This is a genomic window from Leifsonia sp. 2MCAF36 (genome assembly GCF_052115525.1).
In the GTDB taxonomy this organism is placed as follows: Bacteria; Actinomycetota; Actinomycetes; order Actinomycetales; family Microbacteriaceae; genus Leifsonia.
Genome location: NZ_JBFRGV010000008.1, coordinates 180,117 through 196,534 on the forward strand (window position 1 = coordinate 180,117; position 16,418 = coordinate 196,534).

Genomic DNA, 16,418 nt, shown 5'->3' on the forward strand with positions numbered 1-16,418 from the left:
TCCCTCGTCTCCTGTCGCAGCAGCACCATCGCACGTGCCTTTCGGCAAGCACACATCGTCGGCGCCTCCCGCCGCGCCGATTCCCATGCCACCTGAGTTGACCTCCGCACAGGTGGCGGCGCTTCCAGCGGCGGACTACCGGGCGGTGATTCCCGGTCTCGTGGCCGCGCCGCCGACCGCGACGTGGGCCTCGGTGTTTCGGCTAGCAAGCGACACCCCACTTTTCGGAACAGACCGGGCGGTTCCGATCGCGCGGCTCGAGGCCGAGGACTTTTTGAATGAGACCACAGTCGTGGTGCGGATCAAGGTGGAGGGAGAGTGGTCGCTTGTTCTCGTGCCGAGCAGGGAAAACCTGCCCTCGCAGGTCCATGCAGGGCAAACGGCACCGGCACAGAGCGCAGCCTGGCTCCCGACGACCGCTCTGATCCCGCTCTCTACCGTCAAGAACCGCGTGGTCATATCGGTTTCTGCTCAATCGCTGACGATCACGGACGCAGCGGGTCGACCACAGCGGACGTTCTCCGTCGGGGTCGGCGCAGCGGGGACGCCGACGCCCATCGGGGTAACCGGGTATCTAGAGGCTCGATACCTGGACCCGGCTCAAGGACAGAGTCGCTACCGCATCCAGCTCACCTCCCTGCACTCGTCAGCCGCTGATGAGCCGTACGGCGGGTCAGACGGCGGACTGATCGGCATTCACTACGAGGACGTGTCCACGGGTGCGGTTTCGCACGGTTGCGTCCGGCTCGGGGCAGACGCCATTGCCGCTGTGGACAACCTGACGCTCGGCACGCCGATCGTCATCGTTGCGTAGAACCGTCACGCTCAAACCCTCACACCGTGACGCGAATCACGGAGGAACCGATGACCCTCTGGTGGACATCGCCCTGTGAGTTCCGGTGATCGCCGGAGCCGTGATTCGGCGGGTGCTCGCGACGGGCGCCGGTCCTGTCGTGAGGAGTCCACATGAAGCGCACCCTTGCGCTGACCTTTGCTGTCGTGTTCGCAGCCGCCCTGTCTGTCACCACCACGGCGGCCGCTCCGGAGCCGGCGAGCTGAGGACTACCGTTTCGGGGCGAGCCCGATCGCCTGGCAGATGCTGGGCCGCCCCGGAACCACAGCGGGAGAGCCGTCGTCCATCACGCACACCTGGAGCTGCGAGGGGACCGCGTGCGGAGCGGGCGACGCGGAGAGCTGGTCGGTGCCCTTATCCAGGGCACCGCGGCGCCACATGTCCCGGCAGACGCTGACCGGATCGCTGACGGCACCCGCGTTGATCGCTGCATCGTGCAGGGTGGCCGCTGCGTACGTGAACTGGCCGTCCGACCCCCGCTGGGACGAGGCGAAGCAGTAGACGATGTCGGAGTTGGTCACCCGCTGGGCCTGCACGATGGCGGTGGCGGCAGTGGCGACCCCTCCGATCACGAGCACACCGATGCCGCCCCAGACCGCGAAGCGGCGGCGGAGGGTGCGGTGCCGGCGTGCGGTCTCGGTGCGCACCTGATCCAGCAGCGTGTCGCGGATCGCGTCGGTGCGCACCGCGGTCATGTCGGGCATGTCGTCGTTGTCGTAGAGGGAGGTCACTGTGGCGCTCCGTCCAGTCGGGCGGTGAACTCGCCGTGCGCCTCAGGCAACAGGTGGCTGGGGATGCGCCGGCGGACCTTCTCGCGCGCGCGGTACAGCTTCGACTTCACCGTTCCCATGGGTATGTCCAGCACGGCGGCGACGGTTGCAAGCGGCAGCTCCTCGATCACGCAGAGGTCGATGATCGAACGCTCCTGACTGGTCAGCGTCGTCATGGCCGCGTAGATTGCGCTCAGCTTCTCACTCTGCCCTGCGCGCTCGAGCACGTGATCGGCGTGATCTGCTTGCTCCTCCGCCGCGGGCAGTGCTGCGATCAGTCGACGCCATCGCCGGGAGCTCCGCGTCTGATTCAGCAGGACGAAGCTGGTGACGCTGAGCAGCCACGGGAGCACCGACCCGTCGACGATGCGCACTTTGGATCGGCTTCTCCACGCCTCGAGGAACACCATGGCCACCACGTCTTCGGCGTCGTGGACGCTCTTCAACTGGGCGTAGGCCTTTCGGAAGACGCGAGTGCGGTATCGGTCGAACAGGACGGCGAACGAACGCTCGGTACCGGTTGTAGCCTCCAGCCAGAGTGCGGCGTCAGAGCGCTCATCGACCACCCTGTCACCCCCTCCGCAACGGAGAGAGGCTAACACGAGGCGACGACGCGCTCGGCACGCGCGCCGACCGAGGGCAGTCGTGCAAACCGGCGGGAACCGGACCGCTCCTGCCGGACATCCCGCTGTGGGGGTCCTTCGCCCCGCTCGGCTCGAGGGAGGAATCATGGGACCTGTCACGCTGTGGAATCTGCTGATGGTCGTCGAGCTCATCGTCGTCATCGCGATGGTCGTGGGCCTGATGTGGGCGCACCGTCGATTCACGAGACGGCGCCGCGACCGGCGAAGGAGCTGAACTCCACCCGTTCCGAGGCATGACGCATCGCGAACCCGCTCCTTACACGCCTCGAACATTCGGGGCGGAGGCTGAGGACTGCCGGGGGAGTCTGATGCAACACCACGGAACGGGAGAACCATGTCCACACGATCTGTTGGCCTCTTCGCCGCTGCAACGGCGGGGATCGCGTGCCTGACGCTGGTGGGCGCGCCGGCGTTCGCCGACACCACGCCCACTCCAGCGCCGACCTCGTCCTCGTCGTCCCATACCCCCAAGACGCTGGCGCAGCTCCAGGCCGCGGTGGCGAAGGCGGCCTCCGACCGGGAGTCCAAGGTCATGGCCGCCATCAGCAAGGTCACGGCCGACAAGCACCTCACCTCGAGTGACCGCTCCACCATCCTCGGGACGCTCAACGCCGACCTCGCCACCCTGAAGTCGTCGGCCTCGACCATCGCCGGCGACAAGACGGTGACCCAGGCGAAGGACGACATCAAGCAGGCCCGCGAGAAGTACCGGTCGTACTCGATCGCCATTCCGCAGGCCCGTCTCGTGTCGGACGCCGACCGGTTGACCGGCACGGTGCTGCCCAGGCTGACGAAGGAGCAGTCGACGCTCTCGGGTCTGCTCTCGGGAGCGGACAAGTCCACGTCGACGTCCGCGCTGCAAGCCGACCTGAGCGACATGAGTTCGGAGATCTCCGCCGCATCCCACGATGCGAGTGGTGCGGCTGCGGCAGCTCTCGCGGCCAAGCCTGCTGCGTCCGGCTCGGACCACACCGCGCTGTCCTCGGTGAAGTCGTCACTAGAGTCCGCCCGGACTGCCGCACAGAAGGCCGCATCGGATGCGAAGACCATCAGGCAGGCACTGAAGTAGACCCTCCCGGGTGGTCGGTCGCGCGGCCGAGGAAAGAGGACCTGTGGGCTCGCTTGTGCGGCAGGTGCGGCACCTGGGAACACCGGGGCTGGCACCGCCCGTCGTCGCAGGGGAGAGCAGAACGCCCCGGCTGCTCCTCCGTGGCTACCGGATGGCCGACACGGCCGACTGGCTCGAAATCGAGGGTGACGAGGCCGTTCGGGAGGGGCTCGGCTGGCCGGCGCGGACGGCCGCCGAAGCAGTGGAGCATCTCCGCGCGCGAACGCACCACACCGCGCTGAGTCACCCGGGTGACCTGCTCGTGCTTGCCGCCGAGCATGAGGGTCACGTGATCGGTGACGTCTCACTCCATCTGCGCACCATCGCCCCGGCGACGCGAACCGTCGAGATCGGCTGGCTCCTGCGGTCGACGCACCGCGGCCGCGGCTTCGCGACCGAGGCGGCGGATGCCATGCTCGAGATCGCCTTCGAGCGGGTGGGGGCCACCCTCGTGACGGCGGTGGTCAGTGGATGGAACGAGGCGTCGGCGAAGCTCGCGCTCCGTCTCGGCTTCCGGCTCGCCGCGCAGAGGGCCGACCTCACCACCTACGTCCTCTCGTGGGAGGACCGCCGACCGCAGGTTCGAACCGCTCTGATCGAGCGACCGGAGGCCGGCGGCGGCCCCTTCGGGCGCGTGCCGTGAACCGAGAGAGCCCACTCACTTCAGCGGTGTGAACACGTCTCCCGCCGCGACCCAGACCTTCGGGTTCAGGCCGTAGTACCAGGCCAGCCAGTTGACGGACGCCTGGTCGGCGACCGGTTGCTTGTATCCGCCGGAGATCAAGTAGATGCTCGTCGAGTTCGCGGGCCGCATGAAGAAGGGCGCTGTGACCTTCGGCGAGACGGGCATCCCCGTCCAGGCGGAGGATGGCTCGGCCGTGAAGGCGCCGGCGCCGCCCAACGTCGCGGGTGCGACCTCCAGCCAGCCGGTGTCGACCGCGACGAAGTACCGACCGTCGCTCACCATCGCCGGAGGAAGCTGGTTCGTCGCGCCAAGCGTCTGGTACGACTGCGGCTGGAGCTTGGTCGCGTTCGTCACCAGCGGTCCGGTCAGAGCGGCCATCGAGAAGTTGCCGCCCAGTGTGACGTTCGCGACGTTCGTGCCGCCATCGCTGTAGACCCCCGCGCGCAGGGCCGGCACCCCGACGGGGAGCACACCGACGGTTGCCGATGACAGCGTGGTGGTGGTGGTCGGGATGTAGTACGGCGTGAGCACCGACGGGTCCGGGGTCTCCCTCCGCTGACCGCCCTGCACCAGCCAGATGGTGCCGTCCGCGAGCTTCACCAGGTCGGTCAGGGTCCCTGCTGTCGGGTACTCGTTCAGGGCGGACGTCGAGAGTGAAACGATCGTCCCGCAGGCCTTGCCCCACGCCGCGAGCTGGGCGCAATCGCGCACCTTGTACTTCTTGCCCGCATCCACGAGGTAGTTGTTCTGCGTGCCCGCTTCGTTCACCAGCGGGCCCTCAGCCGGGACGAGGCCGCGCAGGGAGCCGTCGGCCGCAGTCCAGATCGTCCCAGGGACGCCGTAGTACTGCGAGATCCAGTTGACCGTGGCCTGGTCCGCGACCGTCTGCTTGGTTCCGCCGCTCACCAGGTAGATCACGTTGCTGGAACGCTCCCGCGCGAACAGCGGTGTCATCGCGCTCGCCACCAGCGGCACGCCGGTCCAGGAGTTGTCTGGCGCCTGCGTGAAGTAGCTGGAACCCCCGAAGTTGGCGGCGCTCACCTCGAGCCAACCGCCGTCGACGGCGATGAAGGAGCGACCGCTCGAGGCGAGCCGGATGGGCAGGGTGCCGGTGGGGTAGAGGCGTTGGTACGAGTAGATCTCGAGGGGTACGGCACGGGCCGCAAGGGTGCCGGCCGCGGCGGCGGCGGTGAGGGAATACATTCCGCCGCCGGTCGAGGCCGTGACGTTGACCTGGCCATCGCTGAACGCTCCCAGGCCGACGACCGGTGAACCGATCTGGACCGACCCGATGGAGAAGTTGGAGAGGCTGGTCGTCGCCGTGGAGAATCCGTACGGCGCGAGCACCGAAGGGTCTGGGGTCTCCCGGCGCTGGGCGCCCTGCAGCAGCCAGATGCTGCTGTCGGGCAGCTTCACGAGATCGTTCAGGTAGCCGCCGTCCGGGATCTGGGAGAGCTGCCCGGTGGAGATCGTCGGGATCTGATCACAGGACTGGGCGAAGTTCATCACCTGGGTGCAGTCGCGGAATCGATAGCGCTTGTTGCTGTCGATCAGGTACGTGGACCCGTCCGGCGTGCGGATCGCCCGTTGGACCGGCACGCTGGCGATGTAGTTGTTGAAGGTGCTCTGGGACACATCCTGAATCGTGCCGAGGACGCTGTACTGGGCGAGCATGTCCGCCGAAGGGAACGCGAATCGCAGGTTGCCACTGGTGAGGTAAACCGTGCTCGCGCCGCTCAGGCGGATCAGGTTGTTGCCTGTGGTCAGCCGGAGGGGCGCTGTACTGGGGCCAAGGTCGACGTGCATGTGGGTGCAGTAGTCGGCGAAGCGGGAGATGTTGACGAGCGACGGCATGGAGTAGTTGCCGCACCCGTTGCTGTTGGCGGCCTGCCCCGCCCTCGAGCCGGACGGAAGGAAGGTGTCGAGGAAGCGCAGCAGTGTGGCGGAGGCGTCGTCGTTACCTCGCGTGCGCTGGCCGCCGACGTAGGTCATGTCGACCGCTTCGGTGCCCGAGGGTGGGAGGCAATGGTAGGACGTCGGATTGCTGGCGCACGTTGCGACGCCGTCGTTCGCGCAGCGGCGGTTCAGGTCGCTGATCTGCACGGATCCGAAGTTGCGGATGATGACGACCAGCATCTGCAACGTGCGGGCGTCGATGTTGCACTGCGGGGTGGACCCGATCGTGCCGTTCGCGATCGGCTGGAGCTCGTTCGGAATGATCGCCGCTTCCGCCGACTCGACGATCAGAGTGCCGCTGTAGTAGGAGGCCATGAGGGATTGGGCCGCCTCTTGCGCGGTCCCGGGCACGTTGGCGCAGGTGGCCGAGCAGGAGCTCTCAGCGGGCTGAGCCAGCGAGACCTGGGCGCGCACGGGCGCCGGTGCGACCAACACGGTGACGGCGATGCTCAGGGCGAGCAGCACCCCGCCCATCCGGAACCACGAGCGTAGGCGTCTCATGCTGCTGCACGCTCATCCCGCGGCGGAAGGACACTGTTCGACATTCGACTCCTCAGTCCTGGCTGACCTGGACGCCGGCGAGCGTGAAACAGTCGTGTGCGGCGGCAGCGGCGTCGTCGGCGGTCTTCTGGGGTCCAGCCCCGGTGTTCGGGTCGATCGGGTTCTGCCGGATGAATTCGAGGTCTGCCGCGAGCGGACCCCAGAGGGAGTCCTTCGCCGCTGCCTGGGCGGCGAGGGGTGACGCCTGCGCGACTCTGTCGGCCGCGAACCCGCTCGCGATGGTCTGGCACGCCTGCACGGCGAGAGCCTTGGCGCCGGCCGGGTCACCGACGGGGGGCGCGGGGGAGGTGGGGGGCTGGGGAGTTGGCGTAGAGGGCTCGCCGGGAGTGGCGGTCGGCGTCGGCGTCGTCACGGGGGTGGATGTCGGCGTGGACGAGCTGGTCGGACGCGGGCTCACCGTCGCGCTCGTCGACGTCGTGGGTGCGCATCCGGCAACCGTCAGAAGGAGCGCCGACGACACCGCGAGGACGCCCAGACCGTGCGCCCAGCTCGGCGACCTGCGTACCGGTGTCCTTTGACTCACGCGCCGACCCTACTTCACGGATCAGCCTATTGACGTTTTCCATATGGCTTGTCGCGAATACCGGCATTTCCGGGCATGGACGCTGTGTGGCACGGTGGTCGGGAACGCTGCGCCGACGGCGCTGCACGGGAGAGGGTGGCGCATGGCTCGTCGGAGTGAGGCCGCCGCCCTCAGAGTCGGCACGTCCCTCGACGTCGACGCCTGCGTCCAGTTGTGGATCGACTCGGTGTCTGCCCGAGACCGCCGGCCGGCCCCGGCTTCCGTGGCGGAACGAGCGCGAGGCAAGTTCCAGCACGCCCAGGTCGCCTTCGCCGTCGCGGACGACGGAGACGATGTTGCGGGGTTCGCCCTGGTGACCGGCCCCGGTTCCGGCTCACCGCTCGATCCTCCGGATGCCGCCTACCTCGCCATGATCGCGGTGTCGCCGAAGCTGCAGGGCGCCGGCCTGGGGTCGCTGCTCCTCGAGGACGTCGTGCAGGGCGCCCGGGCTGCCGGACATCGCGCCATCGTCCTTCATGTCCTGACGTCCAACCGGAGAGCTGTCGCGCTCTACTCCTCGCGAGGTTGGCATCCGCTCGGAGACGCGAGCAGTCACCCCATCAGCGGTGCTCCAATCCTGACGTTGGAGCGTCGCTTGTTCGGGTCGCCCGAGGATACCCCGGCAGGAACCCCTTGCTAGCCTCGTCAGCGTGGCACAGCTTCGATCCGAGACCTCCCGGCGGCTCCGCGGCCTGGGATTCGCGCTGGAGGGCGTCACGCTCACGTGGAACGTCGTCGGGGTGGCGCTCCTTGCGGTGCTCGCCTACCAGGCCGCGTCGGTGGCGTTGCTCGCCTTCGGGCTGGACAGTCTGATCGAGATCGGTGCGAGCACCGTGGTGATCTGGGAGCTGAGCGGGCGGGGCGAGGCGCGACAGCGTTTCGCGCTGCGGCTGATCGGCTGGGCCTTCCTCCTGCTCGCCGCATACCTACTGGTGCAGTCGGCGATCGCGCTCGCCACCGGTCACCGCGCGACGCCGGGCGCCGGCGGGATCTGGTGGACCGCAGCGACCGCCTGCGTGATGTTCGCGCTCGCCTGGGGCAAAGCGACCGTGGGGCGCCGACTGGGCAACCGGGTGCTGGTCACCGAGGGACGGGTGACGCTCATCGACGGCGTCCTCGCGGTCGCGGTGCTGGCCGGACTGCTCCTGGACGGCCTGCTCGGCTGGTGGTGGGCCGACCCGGTCGCAGCACTGGTCGTCGTCTTCTATGCCGTCCGCGAGGCCGTGCACATCTTCCGCGAGTGACCGTGCCCGCGTGGTTGCAGATCCTGCTCGGCGTGGTCGCAGGGCTTGTCCTGTTGTGGCTGATTCTTGCTGATTCTCGTGATCGTGCTGCTTGTCCAACAGCGACGGACCGCTACCGGCGTCGACTGGCGTGGAATAGCCCGCCTCGGCCCCGACGTGGTGCGGCTGATCAAGCGGTTGGCAACCGATCCGGACGTTCCCCGACCGGTTCGCTGGTGGCTGTTCGGTCTGCTGGTCTATCTCATCCTTCCCATCGACCTCATCCCGGACTTCTTTCCCGTGATCGGCTACGCCGACGATGCGATCATCACGGCGATCGCGCTGCGCTTCGCCATGCGCCATGCCGGTTACCCCGCCCTCACGCGCAACTGGCCCGGGACCCCGGAGGGGCTCGCCGGTGTTCTCGCACTGGCGCGCATCCGTCCCCCCGAAGGCGGCGACCAGGGCTAGGCGCGGCCGTCCCCGGCGGCGTCAGCCGAGTCGCACATCGGGGCGCGGAAGGCGTCGATCGCCAGCTCGGCGAAGCGCTCGGCGGCGGCCTTCCGCCGGTCTGCTTCCGCGGCGGACAGCCCCCGGCCCGCGAGCAGGACGAGCCTCAGGTCGTCGATGCGGAAGTCGGAGCGGAGGGCCCCGGCGGCCTGCGCTCGACGCGCTAGCTGCGCAAGCATCCCGAGCAATTCCTCCCGGTGGGCGCTGATGGTGCCGTCGACCTCGCCCGTGGAGGTGAACGCATCGACGAACCCTCTGTTTTGGACATTGAGTGCGGTGAGACGACGGATGACCGATGTGAATCCGCGCCAGGGTTCGGGGTCGCCCGCGCCGTCGACCACGATCTGCCGGCAGGTTCGGAGCTCTGCGCTGAAGGCTTCGTCGATCAACTCCTGCTTGGTGGGGAACCGGCGGTAGAGGGTCGCGGGCCCGATTTCGGCTCGACGCGCGACCTCGCGCATCCCGACATCGAGTCCTCGTTCGGAGAACAGCGCGCGGGCCGATGCGAGGATGCGGTCGCGGTTGTCTTGGGCGTCGGCCCGGAGCTGAGTCAAACCGTTGCCCCTTTCTCTCACTTCGGATAACCGGACGGGTGCGTCCGTTACCGTCAGAGGATACCCGCGAGATCGAGGAGACCACGATGAAAGCCATCACGATCGAGGAATTCGGCGACCCGAGCGGCCTGCGCGTGTTCGACGCCCCCGTCCCGGTGCCGACTGCCACGCAGGTCCTGCTGCAGACCGAGGCGATCGGCGTCGGCGGCGTGGATGCGGTGATCCGGCGCGGCACGCTCGGGCGGAACTTCCCCGTGGGGATGATTCCCGGCAGTGAGGTCGCCGGGCTCGTCACCGCGGTCGGAGCGGACGTCGATCCCTCCTGGACGGGTCGCCGGGTCTGGGCCTTCACCGGGGCCGGTGGCGGCTACGCCGAGCATGCGGTCGCGGAGGTCGACGACCTCACTCCGCTGCCGGAAGGGCTGACGGCCGCCGACGCGGTGACGCTCGGCAGCGCGGGCACGGTGGCGCACTTCGCGCTTCAGCACGCGCGGTTCTCGGCCGGTGAAGCGGTGCTGGTTCGTGGCGCTGCGGGCAGCATCGGCATCGCGGCCGTCGAGCTCGCCGTTCAGGCGGCCGCGGGCTCGGTCACGGTCACGACGTCATCGGACGAGCGCGGCAGGCGCCTCGCAGAACTCGGCGCGACGCACATCCTCGATCGCGCGGGGGAGGGCGTTCCGGGCGCGCCGACACGGTTCGACGTGGTCATCGACATCGTCGGTGGTCCCGGGGTTCCGGCGTTCATCGACCGTCTCGCGCCGAACGGCAGGTACGTTCTCGTCGGTGCCGTCGCAGGCTTCCCGCCGGCCGACTTCGGTACGACGCTGCTCCGCTCGTTCCAGGAGTCGCGCTCGTTCGCGACGTTCAGCCTGGCGACGGTTCCGGTCGGAGAGCGCAACCGGGTCCGGGCTGCTCTGTTCGACGCGGCGGCTGAGGGGCGGATCACCCCGGTCGTCCACAGCGTCCTCCCGCTGGAGCGGGCCCGCGAGGCTCATGTCGAGGTGGACGGCGGAGGAGTCTTCGGGCGAATCGTGCTGGTTCCCGATGTCATGCTTTCGGGCCACGTGGCTGCGGATCCCGTCCAGCTGTAAGGCAGCATTCCGACGCCGGCGAGCTACCGGGGGACCAGGGCCAGCGCTTCCACCCGGTCGACCACCACGTCGATCAGCTCCTGCGGCGTCGACTCCGGCGTGAGCAGGGGTGACGAGACGAGGTCGGCGCCCGCGCCCTTGGTGAGGGTGGCGAAATAGCCGGGTGCGAGCAGGTAGGTGGCGATGAGCACCCGGGCGTCCGGTGTGCGGCGCCGCGCGATGGAGACAGCTTCGGGAAGGGACGGGGTTGCGGCCGAGATGAAGCCGACGGTCACCGGCGCGGCGAGACGGCCGGCGAGCAGGGAGGCGGTGCGATGGCAGTCCGCGACGGCACGCCGGTCGGTGGAGCCGGCGGCGGCGAGCACCACTTCGTCGCCCGGGCGGTAGCCGGCCTCCAGCAGCCGGGTGGCCAGCACCTGCACCAGGCGGATGTCCGGGCCGAGGGCCGGAGAGACGGTTGTGGGGATCGGCGAGGCTGCGGCAGAGTCCGCGAGGTCGACGAATACGTGGAAGCCCGCGGAGAGCAGCAGCGGCACCACGATCGCGCGGTCCGCCAGGGCGGCAGCCGACGCGAGGGTGGAAGCGACATCGGGCTGCTCCACGTCCACATGACACCCGAGCACAGGGAAGGGGAGGGATGCGGCGACGCGCTCGACGAGGCGGCGGACGGCGAGCTGCCCGTCCGCGGATGCGGTTCCGTGCGAGGCCAGGACCGCCGCCGTGGCGGTGCGGTCAGTCATCGCCCAGTTCGATCTCGATGAAGCCGCCGACGATGCGCGTGCGGAAGGTCTTCAGGGCGAGCTCCGGGTCGCCGAAGCACTCGCCGGTGCCGAGGTCGTACACCTCCTTGTGCAGCGGGGATGCGACGGTGGGCCGGTCGCCGCGGGAACCGACGATCCCGCGGGCCATGACGGGTGCTCCGTCGGCGGCAGGGTCCTCGTGCGAGACCGCGTAGACCTCGCGCGGGCCGAGCAGGAACACGGCGATCTGCCGCATCCTGAGCAAGACCGCCTCACCCCAGGACGGCTCCAGGTCGTCGACGCGGCAGGCGCGTACCCAGCCGGAGCCGCTCACGTCGGCGGACGGCCCGGCCGAGGTCAGGTCGGGCTGCAGTGTGGCATTCCCCGTGATCGTCATGCTCCGACGCTAGGCCGCGGATGTTTCGCCTGCACGCGCACCCTGTTACTTCCGCGTGACACCCGGCTCACACGGCGGAGCCGCGCGTGTGCGGCCCGTGTTAACACGCGGTTACACAGCCGAAACGGTCGGGAAACCGCGCCGCCGTACGCTCGGAAGCCACCGGGCGGGGACCACCGCTCCGGTGCGACGGCAGCCGCCGCCACGGGGAAGGGGCCCGCATGAAGACCGAACGCACGCTGATCGTGGGGGGCGGCCCTGCCGCCCACCGACTGGTCGACGCCCTGGTCTCCCGGGGCGCGGCGGACGGCACGGACCACTCGGTCGTCGTGGTCGCCGAAGAGCCGTACCTCCCCTACGACCGCGTCCAGCTGAGCAAGCGGCTCGCCGACGGGGCGGTCGACCTGACGCTGGAGCCGTCCACCCACTGGGCCGACGGCGGCGTCGAGCTCCGGGTCGGGGAGGCCGTCACCACCATCGACCGCGACGCCCGCACGGTCACCACCACGGCCGGCGCGGTCCTCGAGTACGACAACCTCGTGCTCGCCACCGGCTCCTCCGCTCCCGTTCCCGACATCCCCGGCGCCGCGGCCAGCCGCGTGTACCGCACCATCGACGATGTGGATGCGCTGGTCGCCGAGGTCGCCGAGTTGCGATCGCGTCTCGGCCGGGCGCCCCGCGTCGCGGTGGCCGGTGGCGGGCTGCTCGGGCTGGAAGCCGCGGGCGGTGTCGCGGCCCTGGGCGCAGAGGCCGTGATCATCCACTCGGGCGGCTGGCTCATGTCCGCGCAACTCGACGAGGGCGCCGGCCAGGCGCTGGGCCGCCTGATCTCGGCGCGCGGCATCGACCTGCACCTGGGGACGCGGCCCCGCGAGATCCTGCTGGGCGACGACGGCCTGCCGACCGCGGTGCGGTGCGCCGACGGGCGCACGGTCCCCGCCGACATCGTGGTGTTCGCCATCGGAATCCGCGCCCGCGACGAACTGGCCAGGGCGGCCGGCATCGAGACCGCCGAACGCGGCGGCGTCGTCGTCGACGAGGCCTGTCGCACCTCCGACCCGTCGGTGTGGGCCATCGGCGAGGTCGCGGCCATCGACGGCCGCACGGTCGGGCTGGTCGCGCCGGCGAACGCGATGGCCGAGACGGTCGCCGACCGCCTGCTCGGCGGCGACGCGACCTTCACCACTGTGGACGACGCGACGAAGCTCAAGCTCTCCGGCGTGGATGTGGCCAGCTTCGGCGACGCGCTCGCTGCTGAGCCCGGTGCCCTGGAGATCGTCTACGCCGACCCTGCGCGGGGCCTGTACCAGAAGCTGGTGGTGAGCGACGACGCCAAGACCCTGCTCGGTGGTGTCTTCGTCGGAGACGCCGCTCCGTACTCCAGCCTGCGTCCACTGCTCGGCCGCGAGCTGGACGCGGAGCCTGCCGCCTACCTCTCCGCCGCGGGCGCCGAGCCTCCGGCCGGCGGCGCGCTTCCCGACGACGCCCTGGTGTGCTCGTGCAACAACGTCACCGTCGGCACGGTTCGCAGCGCGGTGGCCGACGACGGCTGCCACGACCTCGGCGAGCTCAAGACCTGCACCAGGGCCGGTACCCAGTGCGGCTCGTGCGTTCCGCTGGTGAAGAAGATCCTCGAGGCGGAGCTCACCCGCTCCGGTGCGACCGTGTCGCACGCGCTGTGCGAGCACTTCGAGCTCTCCCGGCAGGAGCTGTTCGAGTCCATCCGGGTGCTGGAGCTGACCAGCTGGGAAGAGACGATCGGCCGGCTCGGCACCGGTCTCGGCTGCGACATCTGCAAGCCGGCGGTGGGATCCATCCTGGCCAGCCAGCACAGCGGCTACCCGCTCGACGGCGGCCGCGGGCCACTGCAGGACACCAACGACCGCGCGCTCGCCAACATGCAGAAGGACGGCACCTACTCGGTCGTGCCGCGCATCCCGGGCGGCGAGATCACCCCGCAGAAGCTCGCGGTCATCGCCGAGGTCGCGACTGAATACGGGCTGTACACGAAGATCACCGGAGGCCAGCGCATCGACATGTTCGGCGCGCGCCTGGAGCAACTGCCGGACATCTGGCGGCGGCTGGTCGACGCCGGCTTCGAATCCGGTCAGGCGTACGGCAAGGCACTGAGGAACGTCAAGAGCTGCGTCGGCTCCACCTGGTGCCGCTACGGCGTGCAGGACTCGGTGGGCATGGCCGTCGGGCTGGAGCTCCGCTACCGCGGCCTGCGGGCGCCGCACAAGTTCAAGTTCGGCGTCTCGGGATGCGCCCGCGAGTGCGCGGAGGCGCGCGGCAAGGACGTCGGCGTCATCGCCACCGACAAGGGCTGGAACCTGTACGTCGGAGGCAACGGCGGCTTCCAGCCGGCGCACGCGCAGCTGCTCGCCTCCGACCTGGACGACGAGACACTGATCCGCTACATCGACCGCTACCTCATGTACTACATCCGCACGGCCGACCGGCTGCAGCGCACGGCGCGCTGGATGGAGGAGCTCGACGGCGGCGTGGACCACGTGCGCGCGGTCGTCGTGGAGGACTCCCTGGGTCTCGGCGCGGAGCTCGAGGCGGCGATGGCCAAGCACGTCGACACCTACGAGGACGAGTGGGCGGCGACGCTCCGCGACCCGGAACGGCTCCGACGGTTCCGCTCCTTCGTCAACGAACCGGGGACGCCGGACCCGTCGGTCGCGCGCGTCGAGGAGCGGGGCCAGCTGCGGCCGGCCACCGACGCAGAGCGCCGCGCGGGTGCAGCGGTCGGACCGGTGCTCGTGGCGGGCGCCTCCCTGCCGGTGCGGGGCAGGGACGAGGTGGCCGGATGAATGCGGAACCAACGGTCGTCGGATCCGTCACCCTCGTGGGCGGAGGTCCCGGCGACCCCGACCTGCTGACCGTCGCGGCCGTGCGTGCGCTCGCCGCCGCGGACGTGGTGTTCTACGACCGGCTCGCTCCGCACGAGACGCTGGCCGAACTCGCGCCGCGGGCGCGGCTGATCGACGTCGGCAAGCAGCCAGGGCACCACCCGATCCCGCAGCACGAGATCGAGCGGCTCCTGGTCGAGCAGGCAGTGGCCGGTGCGAACGTCGTGCGACTGAAGGGCGGCGATCCGTTCGTGTTCGGTCGCGGCGGCGAAGAGGTCGACGCCTGCCGGCGCGCGGGTGTGCCGGTACGGGTGGTGCCCGGCGTCACCAGCGCGATCGCGGTGCCGGGCGCGGCCGGAATCCCGGTGACCCACCGCAGAACGAGCCGGATGTTCACCGTCGTCTCCGGGCACGCGCCGCTCTCGCCCGGCGAACTGGAGCACCTGGCCGGTCTCGGCGGCACGATCGTCATCCTGATGGGCATCACCAACCTGCCGTCGATCTCAGCGGGGCTTGCCCGGTTCGGCATGGACCCGCGGATGCCGGTCGCGATCATCGAGCGCGGCTTCTCCTCCCGTCAGCGCACCACTTTCGGCGAGCTGCGGTCCATCCTCACCGAGTCCGTGCGCGCGGGCGTCTCGTCTCCCGCTGTGGTGGTGATCGGCGAGGTGGTCGCCCTCGCCCGTGACGGCGACGCAGCAGCAGCATCGGCACTCGCCGACGCAGCCGCAGCGACGGGAGGCTGACGTGACCGACGAGCGCACCGGAACGCCCGCCTTCCGCCCCGATCAGCTGGCCGGCTTCCGCATCGGCGTGACGAGCGACCGCCGCTCCGCCGACCTCATCGACGCCTTCGAGCGGCGCGGCGCCACGGTGCTGCACGCCCCGACCGTGCAAATGCAGCATGCCCACGACGATGCCCCGGTGATCGCCGACACCGAGCGGATCATCGAGGCGCGACCGGATGTGCTGCTCGCGACGACCAGTTACGGCATGCGGCGCTGGTTCGAGGTCGCCGACTCGGCCGGCCTCGGCGAGGATCTGCAGCGGGTGCTCGGCGACTCCACCATCCTCGTGCGCGGCCCGAAGGCGCGCGGCGCGGTGCGCGCCGCCGGCCTCGACGACTCGGGGATGAGTGATGAGGAGACCACGGCATCCCTGGTGAGCAAGCTCATCGCAGAGTATCCGGCGGGCATCACCGTCGCCGTGCAGCTGCACGGACAGATCGACGAGGTCCAGTTGCAGCGGCTACGGGATGCGGGCGATACCGTCATGCCGGTAGCGCCCTACTCGTGGTCGGTGGCCGAGGACGACGACGAGCGGGTGACGCGTCTCGTGGACGCGATCGCCGGCCGTCAACTGGACTGCGTCACGTTCACCAGCGCCCCGGCGGTCGACGGGCTGTTCTGCGCGGCGCTCGCGCGCGGTCGCTACGCCGAGGTGGTGGATGCGTTCGCCACCGAGGTGGTCGCCGCGACGGTCGGCCCGGTCACCTCAGCACCCCTCATCGCAGCGGGGATCACGCCGCTGCAGCCCGACCGGTACCGGATGGGCGCGCTGATCCGACTGACCTGCGAGCACCTCGAGGCGCAGACCACCCGACGGGTCACCACCCGGCACGGCGACATCGAGCTGCGCGGGAGCCTGGCGATCGTCGACGGGATGCCGGTGCGCCTCACTCCCGCGTCGCTCTCGCTGTTCCGCGCACTCGTCGCGGCGAAAGGCGCCGTGGTCTCGCGTCGCGAGCTCACGGTCGCCCTCGCGGGCGAGAACGACGAGCACGCGATGGAGGTCTCGCTCAGCCGGCTGCGCCAGAGCCTCGGGACGCCGGGGCTCGTCGCCACGGTCGTCAAGCGGGGGTACCGGCTGGACGTCTGAGCTCCGCTCACGCTTCTGTCGCTCACTG

Annotated in this window: 18 protein-coding genes; 11 read left to right on the forward strand and 7 right to left on the reverse strand. The window is 69.9% G+C overall.

All coding sequences use genetic code 11. The features are described 5' to 3' along the window. Positions 1–34: 34 nt before the first annotated feature. Entirely contained in the window at positions 35–814 is a 780-nt protein-coding gene (locus AB4079_RS13815) for a L,D-transpeptidase (RefSeq protein WP_441787881.1), read from the forward strand. Between the two features lie 248 nt (positions 815–1,062). Here the strand turns inward: AB4079_RS13815 and AB4079_RS13820 are convergent, their stop codons facing one another. Next, positions 1,063–1,584: a hypothetical protein gene (locus tag AB4079_RS13820; protein ID WP_441787882.1), complete on the reverse strand. Its 522-nt coding sequence runs from the start codon at positions 1,582–1,584 to the stop codon at positions 1,063–1,065. Continuing rightward, positions 1,581–2,189, reverse strand: coding sequence for an RNA polymerase sigma factor (locus AB4079_RS13825; RefSeq protein ID WP_441787883.1), 609 nt, complete (start codon positions 2,187–2,189; stop codon positions 1,581–1,583). The genes AB4079_RS13820 and AB4079_RS13825 overlap by 4 nt, the downstream gene beginning before the upstream one ends. A 163-nt stretch (positions 2,190–2,352) precedes the next feature. On the opposite strand from AB4079_RS13825, the gene AB4079_RS13830 reads away from it, so the two are divergent. The 3 genes from AB4079_RS13830 (at position 2,353) to AB4079_RS13840 (ending at position 4,018) form a co-directional block, all read left to right on the forward strand. Continuing rightward, positions 2,353–2,481, forward strand: a complete 129-nt coding sequence (locus AB4079_RS13830; RefSeq protein WP_441787884.1) for a hypothetical protein — start codon at positions 2,353–2,355, stop codon at positions 2,479–2,481. 120 nt (positions 2,482–2,601) lie between these two features. Beyond that, on the forward strand, positions 2,602–3,336 hold the full coding sequence (locus AB4079_RS13835; RefSeq protein ID WP_441787885.1) for a hypothetical protein: 735 nt from the start codon (positions 2,602–2,604) through the stop codon (positions 3,334–3,336). Between the two features lie 43 nt (positions 3,337–3,379). Next, positions 3,380–4,018, forward strand: a complete 639-nt coding sequence (locus tag AB4079_RS13840; RefSeq protein ID WP_441787886.1) for a GNAT family N-acetyltransferase — start codon at positions 3,380–3,382, stop codon at positions 4,016–4,018. A gap of 15 nt (positions 4,019–4,033) precedes the next feature. Here the strand turns inward: AB4079_RS13840 and AB4079_RS13845 are convergent, their stop codons facing one another. Together AB4079_RS13845 and AB4079_RS13850 are read right to left on the reverse strand one after the other, a co-directional pair. Beyond that, positions 4,034–6,517, reverse strand: a complete 2,484-nt coding sequence (locus tag AB4079_RS13845) for a hypothetical protein (RefSeq protein ID WP_441787887.1) — start codon at positions 6,515–6,517, stop codon at positions 4,034–4,036. A gap of 52 nt (positions 6,518–6,569) precedes the next feature. Beyond that, entirely contained in the window at positions 6,570–7,100 is a 531-nt protein-coding gene (locus AB4079_RS13850; RefSeq protein ID WP_441787888.1) for a hypothetical protein, read from the reverse strand. Between the two features lie 142 nt (positions 7,101–7,242). On the opposite strand from AB4079_RS13850, the gene AB4079_RS13855 reads away from it, so the two are divergent. The 3 genes from AB4079_RS13855 (at position 7,243) to AB4079_RS13865 (ending at position 8,833) form a co-directional block, all read left to right on the forward strand. After that, the gene (locus AB4079_RS13855) at positions 7,243–7,779 is read left to right on the forward strand and encodes a GNAT family N-acetyltransferase (protein ID WP_441787889.1); all 537 of its coding nucleotides are present in this window, start codon (positions 7,243–7,245) and stop codon (positions 7,777–7,779) included. Between the two features lie 10 nt (positions 7,780–7,789). After that, on the forward strand, positions 7,790–8,383 hold the full coding sequence (locus AB4079_RS13860) for a cation transporter (protein WP_441787890.1): 594 nt from the start codon (positions 7,790–7,792) through the stop codon (positions 8,381–8,383). Positions 8,384–8,467: 84 nt separating this feature from the next. Then, positions 8,468–8,833, forward strand: coding sequence for a YkvA family protein (locus AB4079_RS13865; RefSeq protein WP_441787891.1), 366 nt, complete (start codon positions 8,468–8,470; stop codon positions 8,831–8,833). Here the strand turns inward: AB4079_RS13865 and AB4079_RS13870 are convergent. After that, positions 8,830–9,426 carry a TetR/AcrR family transcriptional regulator gene (locus tag AB4079_RS13870; RefSeq protein ID WP_441787892.1) on the reverse strand — a complete coding sequence of 199 codons (597 nt, stop codon included), beginning with the start codon at positions 9,424–9,426 and terminating at the stop codon, positions 8,830–8,832. The two genes, AB4079_RS13865 and AB4079_RS13870, sit on opposite strands and share 4 nt — an antisense overlap. Positions 9,427–9,512: 86 nt before the next feature. Here AB4079_RS13870 and AB4079_RS13875 point away from each other — a divergent pair, with 86 nt between their 5' ends. Next, the gene (locus AB4079_RS13875; protein ID WP_441787893.1) at positions 9,513–10,517 is read left to right on the forward strand and encodes a zinc-binding dehydrogenase; all 1,005 of its coding nucleotides are present in this window, start codon (positions 9,513–9,515) and stop codon (positions 10,515–10,517) included. A 23-nt stretch (positions 10,518–10,540) separates the two neighbouring features. Here AB4079_RS13875 and AB4079_RS13880 read toward each other — a convergent pair whose 3' ends face one another. Beyond that, a complete protein-coding gene (locus AB4079_RS13880; protein ID WP_441787894.1) occupies positions 10,541–11,257 on the reverse strand; it encodes a sirohydrochlorin chelatase in 717 nt (238 codons plus the stop codon). Continuing rightward, positions 11,250–11,654, reverse strand: a complete 405-nt coding sequence (gene nirD / locus AB4079_RS13885; RefSeq protein ID WP_441787895.1) for a nitrite reductase small subunit NirD — start codon at positions 11,652–11,654, stop codon at positions 11,250–11,252. The genes AB4079_RS13880 and nirD overlap by 8 nt, the downstream gene beginning before the upstream one ends. Before the next feature lie 221 nt (positions 11,655–11,875). On the opposite strand from nirD, the gene nirB reads away from it, so the two are divergent. Genes nirB through AB4079_RS13900 form a run of 3 tightly spaced genes read left to right on the forward strand, consistent with a single transcriptional unit; the run spans position 11,876 to position 16,390 of the window. Then, positions 11,876–14,473 (forward strand): nitrite reductase large subunit NirB, encoded by a 2,598-nt coding sequence (nirB, locus tag AB4079_RS13890; protein WP_441787896.1) that lies wholly within the window; start codon positions 11,876–11,878, stop codon positions 14,471–14,473. After that, positions 14,470–15,258 carry a uroporphyrinogen-III C-methyltransferase gene (gene cobA, locus AB4079_RS13895; RefSeq protein ID WP_441787897.1) on the forward strand — a complete coding sequence of 263 codons (789 nt, stop codon included), beginning with the start codon at positions 14,470–14,472 and terminating at the stop codon, positions 15,256–15,258. Before nirB ends, cobA begins: the two co-directional genes overlap by 4 nt. Position 15,259: 1 nt before the next feature. Next, entirely contained in the window at positions 15,260–16,390 is a 1,131-nt protein-coding gene (locus AB4079_RS13900) for a uroporphyrinogen-III synthase (protein ID WP_441787898.1), read from the forward strand. The last annotated feature ends 28 nt before the right edge of the window (positions 16,391–16,418 follow it).

What these genes read in the sequence shown, in the direction of transcription:
- AB4079_RS13830 (WP_441787884.1), top strand. Translation starts at nt 2,353, where the DNA reads ATGGGACCTGTCACGCTGTGGAATCTGCTGATGGTCGTCGAGCTCATC.
- AB4079_RS13835 (WP_441787885.1), top strand. Translation starts at nt 2,602, where the DNA reads ATGTCCACACGATCTGTTGGCCTCTTCGCCGCTGCAACGGCGGGGATC.
- AB4079_RS13845 (WP_441787887.1), bottom strand. Translation starts at nt 6,517, where the DNA reads ATGAGACGCCTACGCTCGTGGTTCCGGATGGGCGGGGTGCTGCTCGCC.
- AB4079_RS13855 (WP_441787889.1), top strand. Translation starts at nt 7,243, where the DNA reads ATGGCTCGTCGGAGTGAGGCCGCCGCCCTCAGAGTCGGCACGTCCCTC.
- AB4079_RS13875 (WP_441787893.1), top strand. Translation starts at nt 9,513, where the DNA reads ATGAAAGCCATCACGATCGAGGAATTCGGCGACCCGAGCGGCCTGCGC.
- AB4079_RS13880 (WP_441787894.1), bottom strand. Translation starts at nt 11,257, where the DNA reads ATGACTGACCGCACCGCCACGGCGGCGGTCCTGGCCTCGCACGGAACC.
- nirD (WP_441787895.1), bottom strand. Translation starts at nt 11,654, where the DNA reads ATGACGATCACGGGGAATGCCACACTGCAGCCCGACCTGACCTCGGCC.
- nirB (WP_441787896.1), top strand. Translation starts at nt 11,876, where the DNA reads ATGAAGACCGAACGCACGCTGATCGTGGGGGGCGGCCCTGCCGCCCAC.
- cobA (WP_441787897.1), top strand. Translation starts at nt 14,470, where the DNA reads ATGAATGCGGAACCAACGGTCGTCGGATCCGTCACCCTCGTGGGCGGA.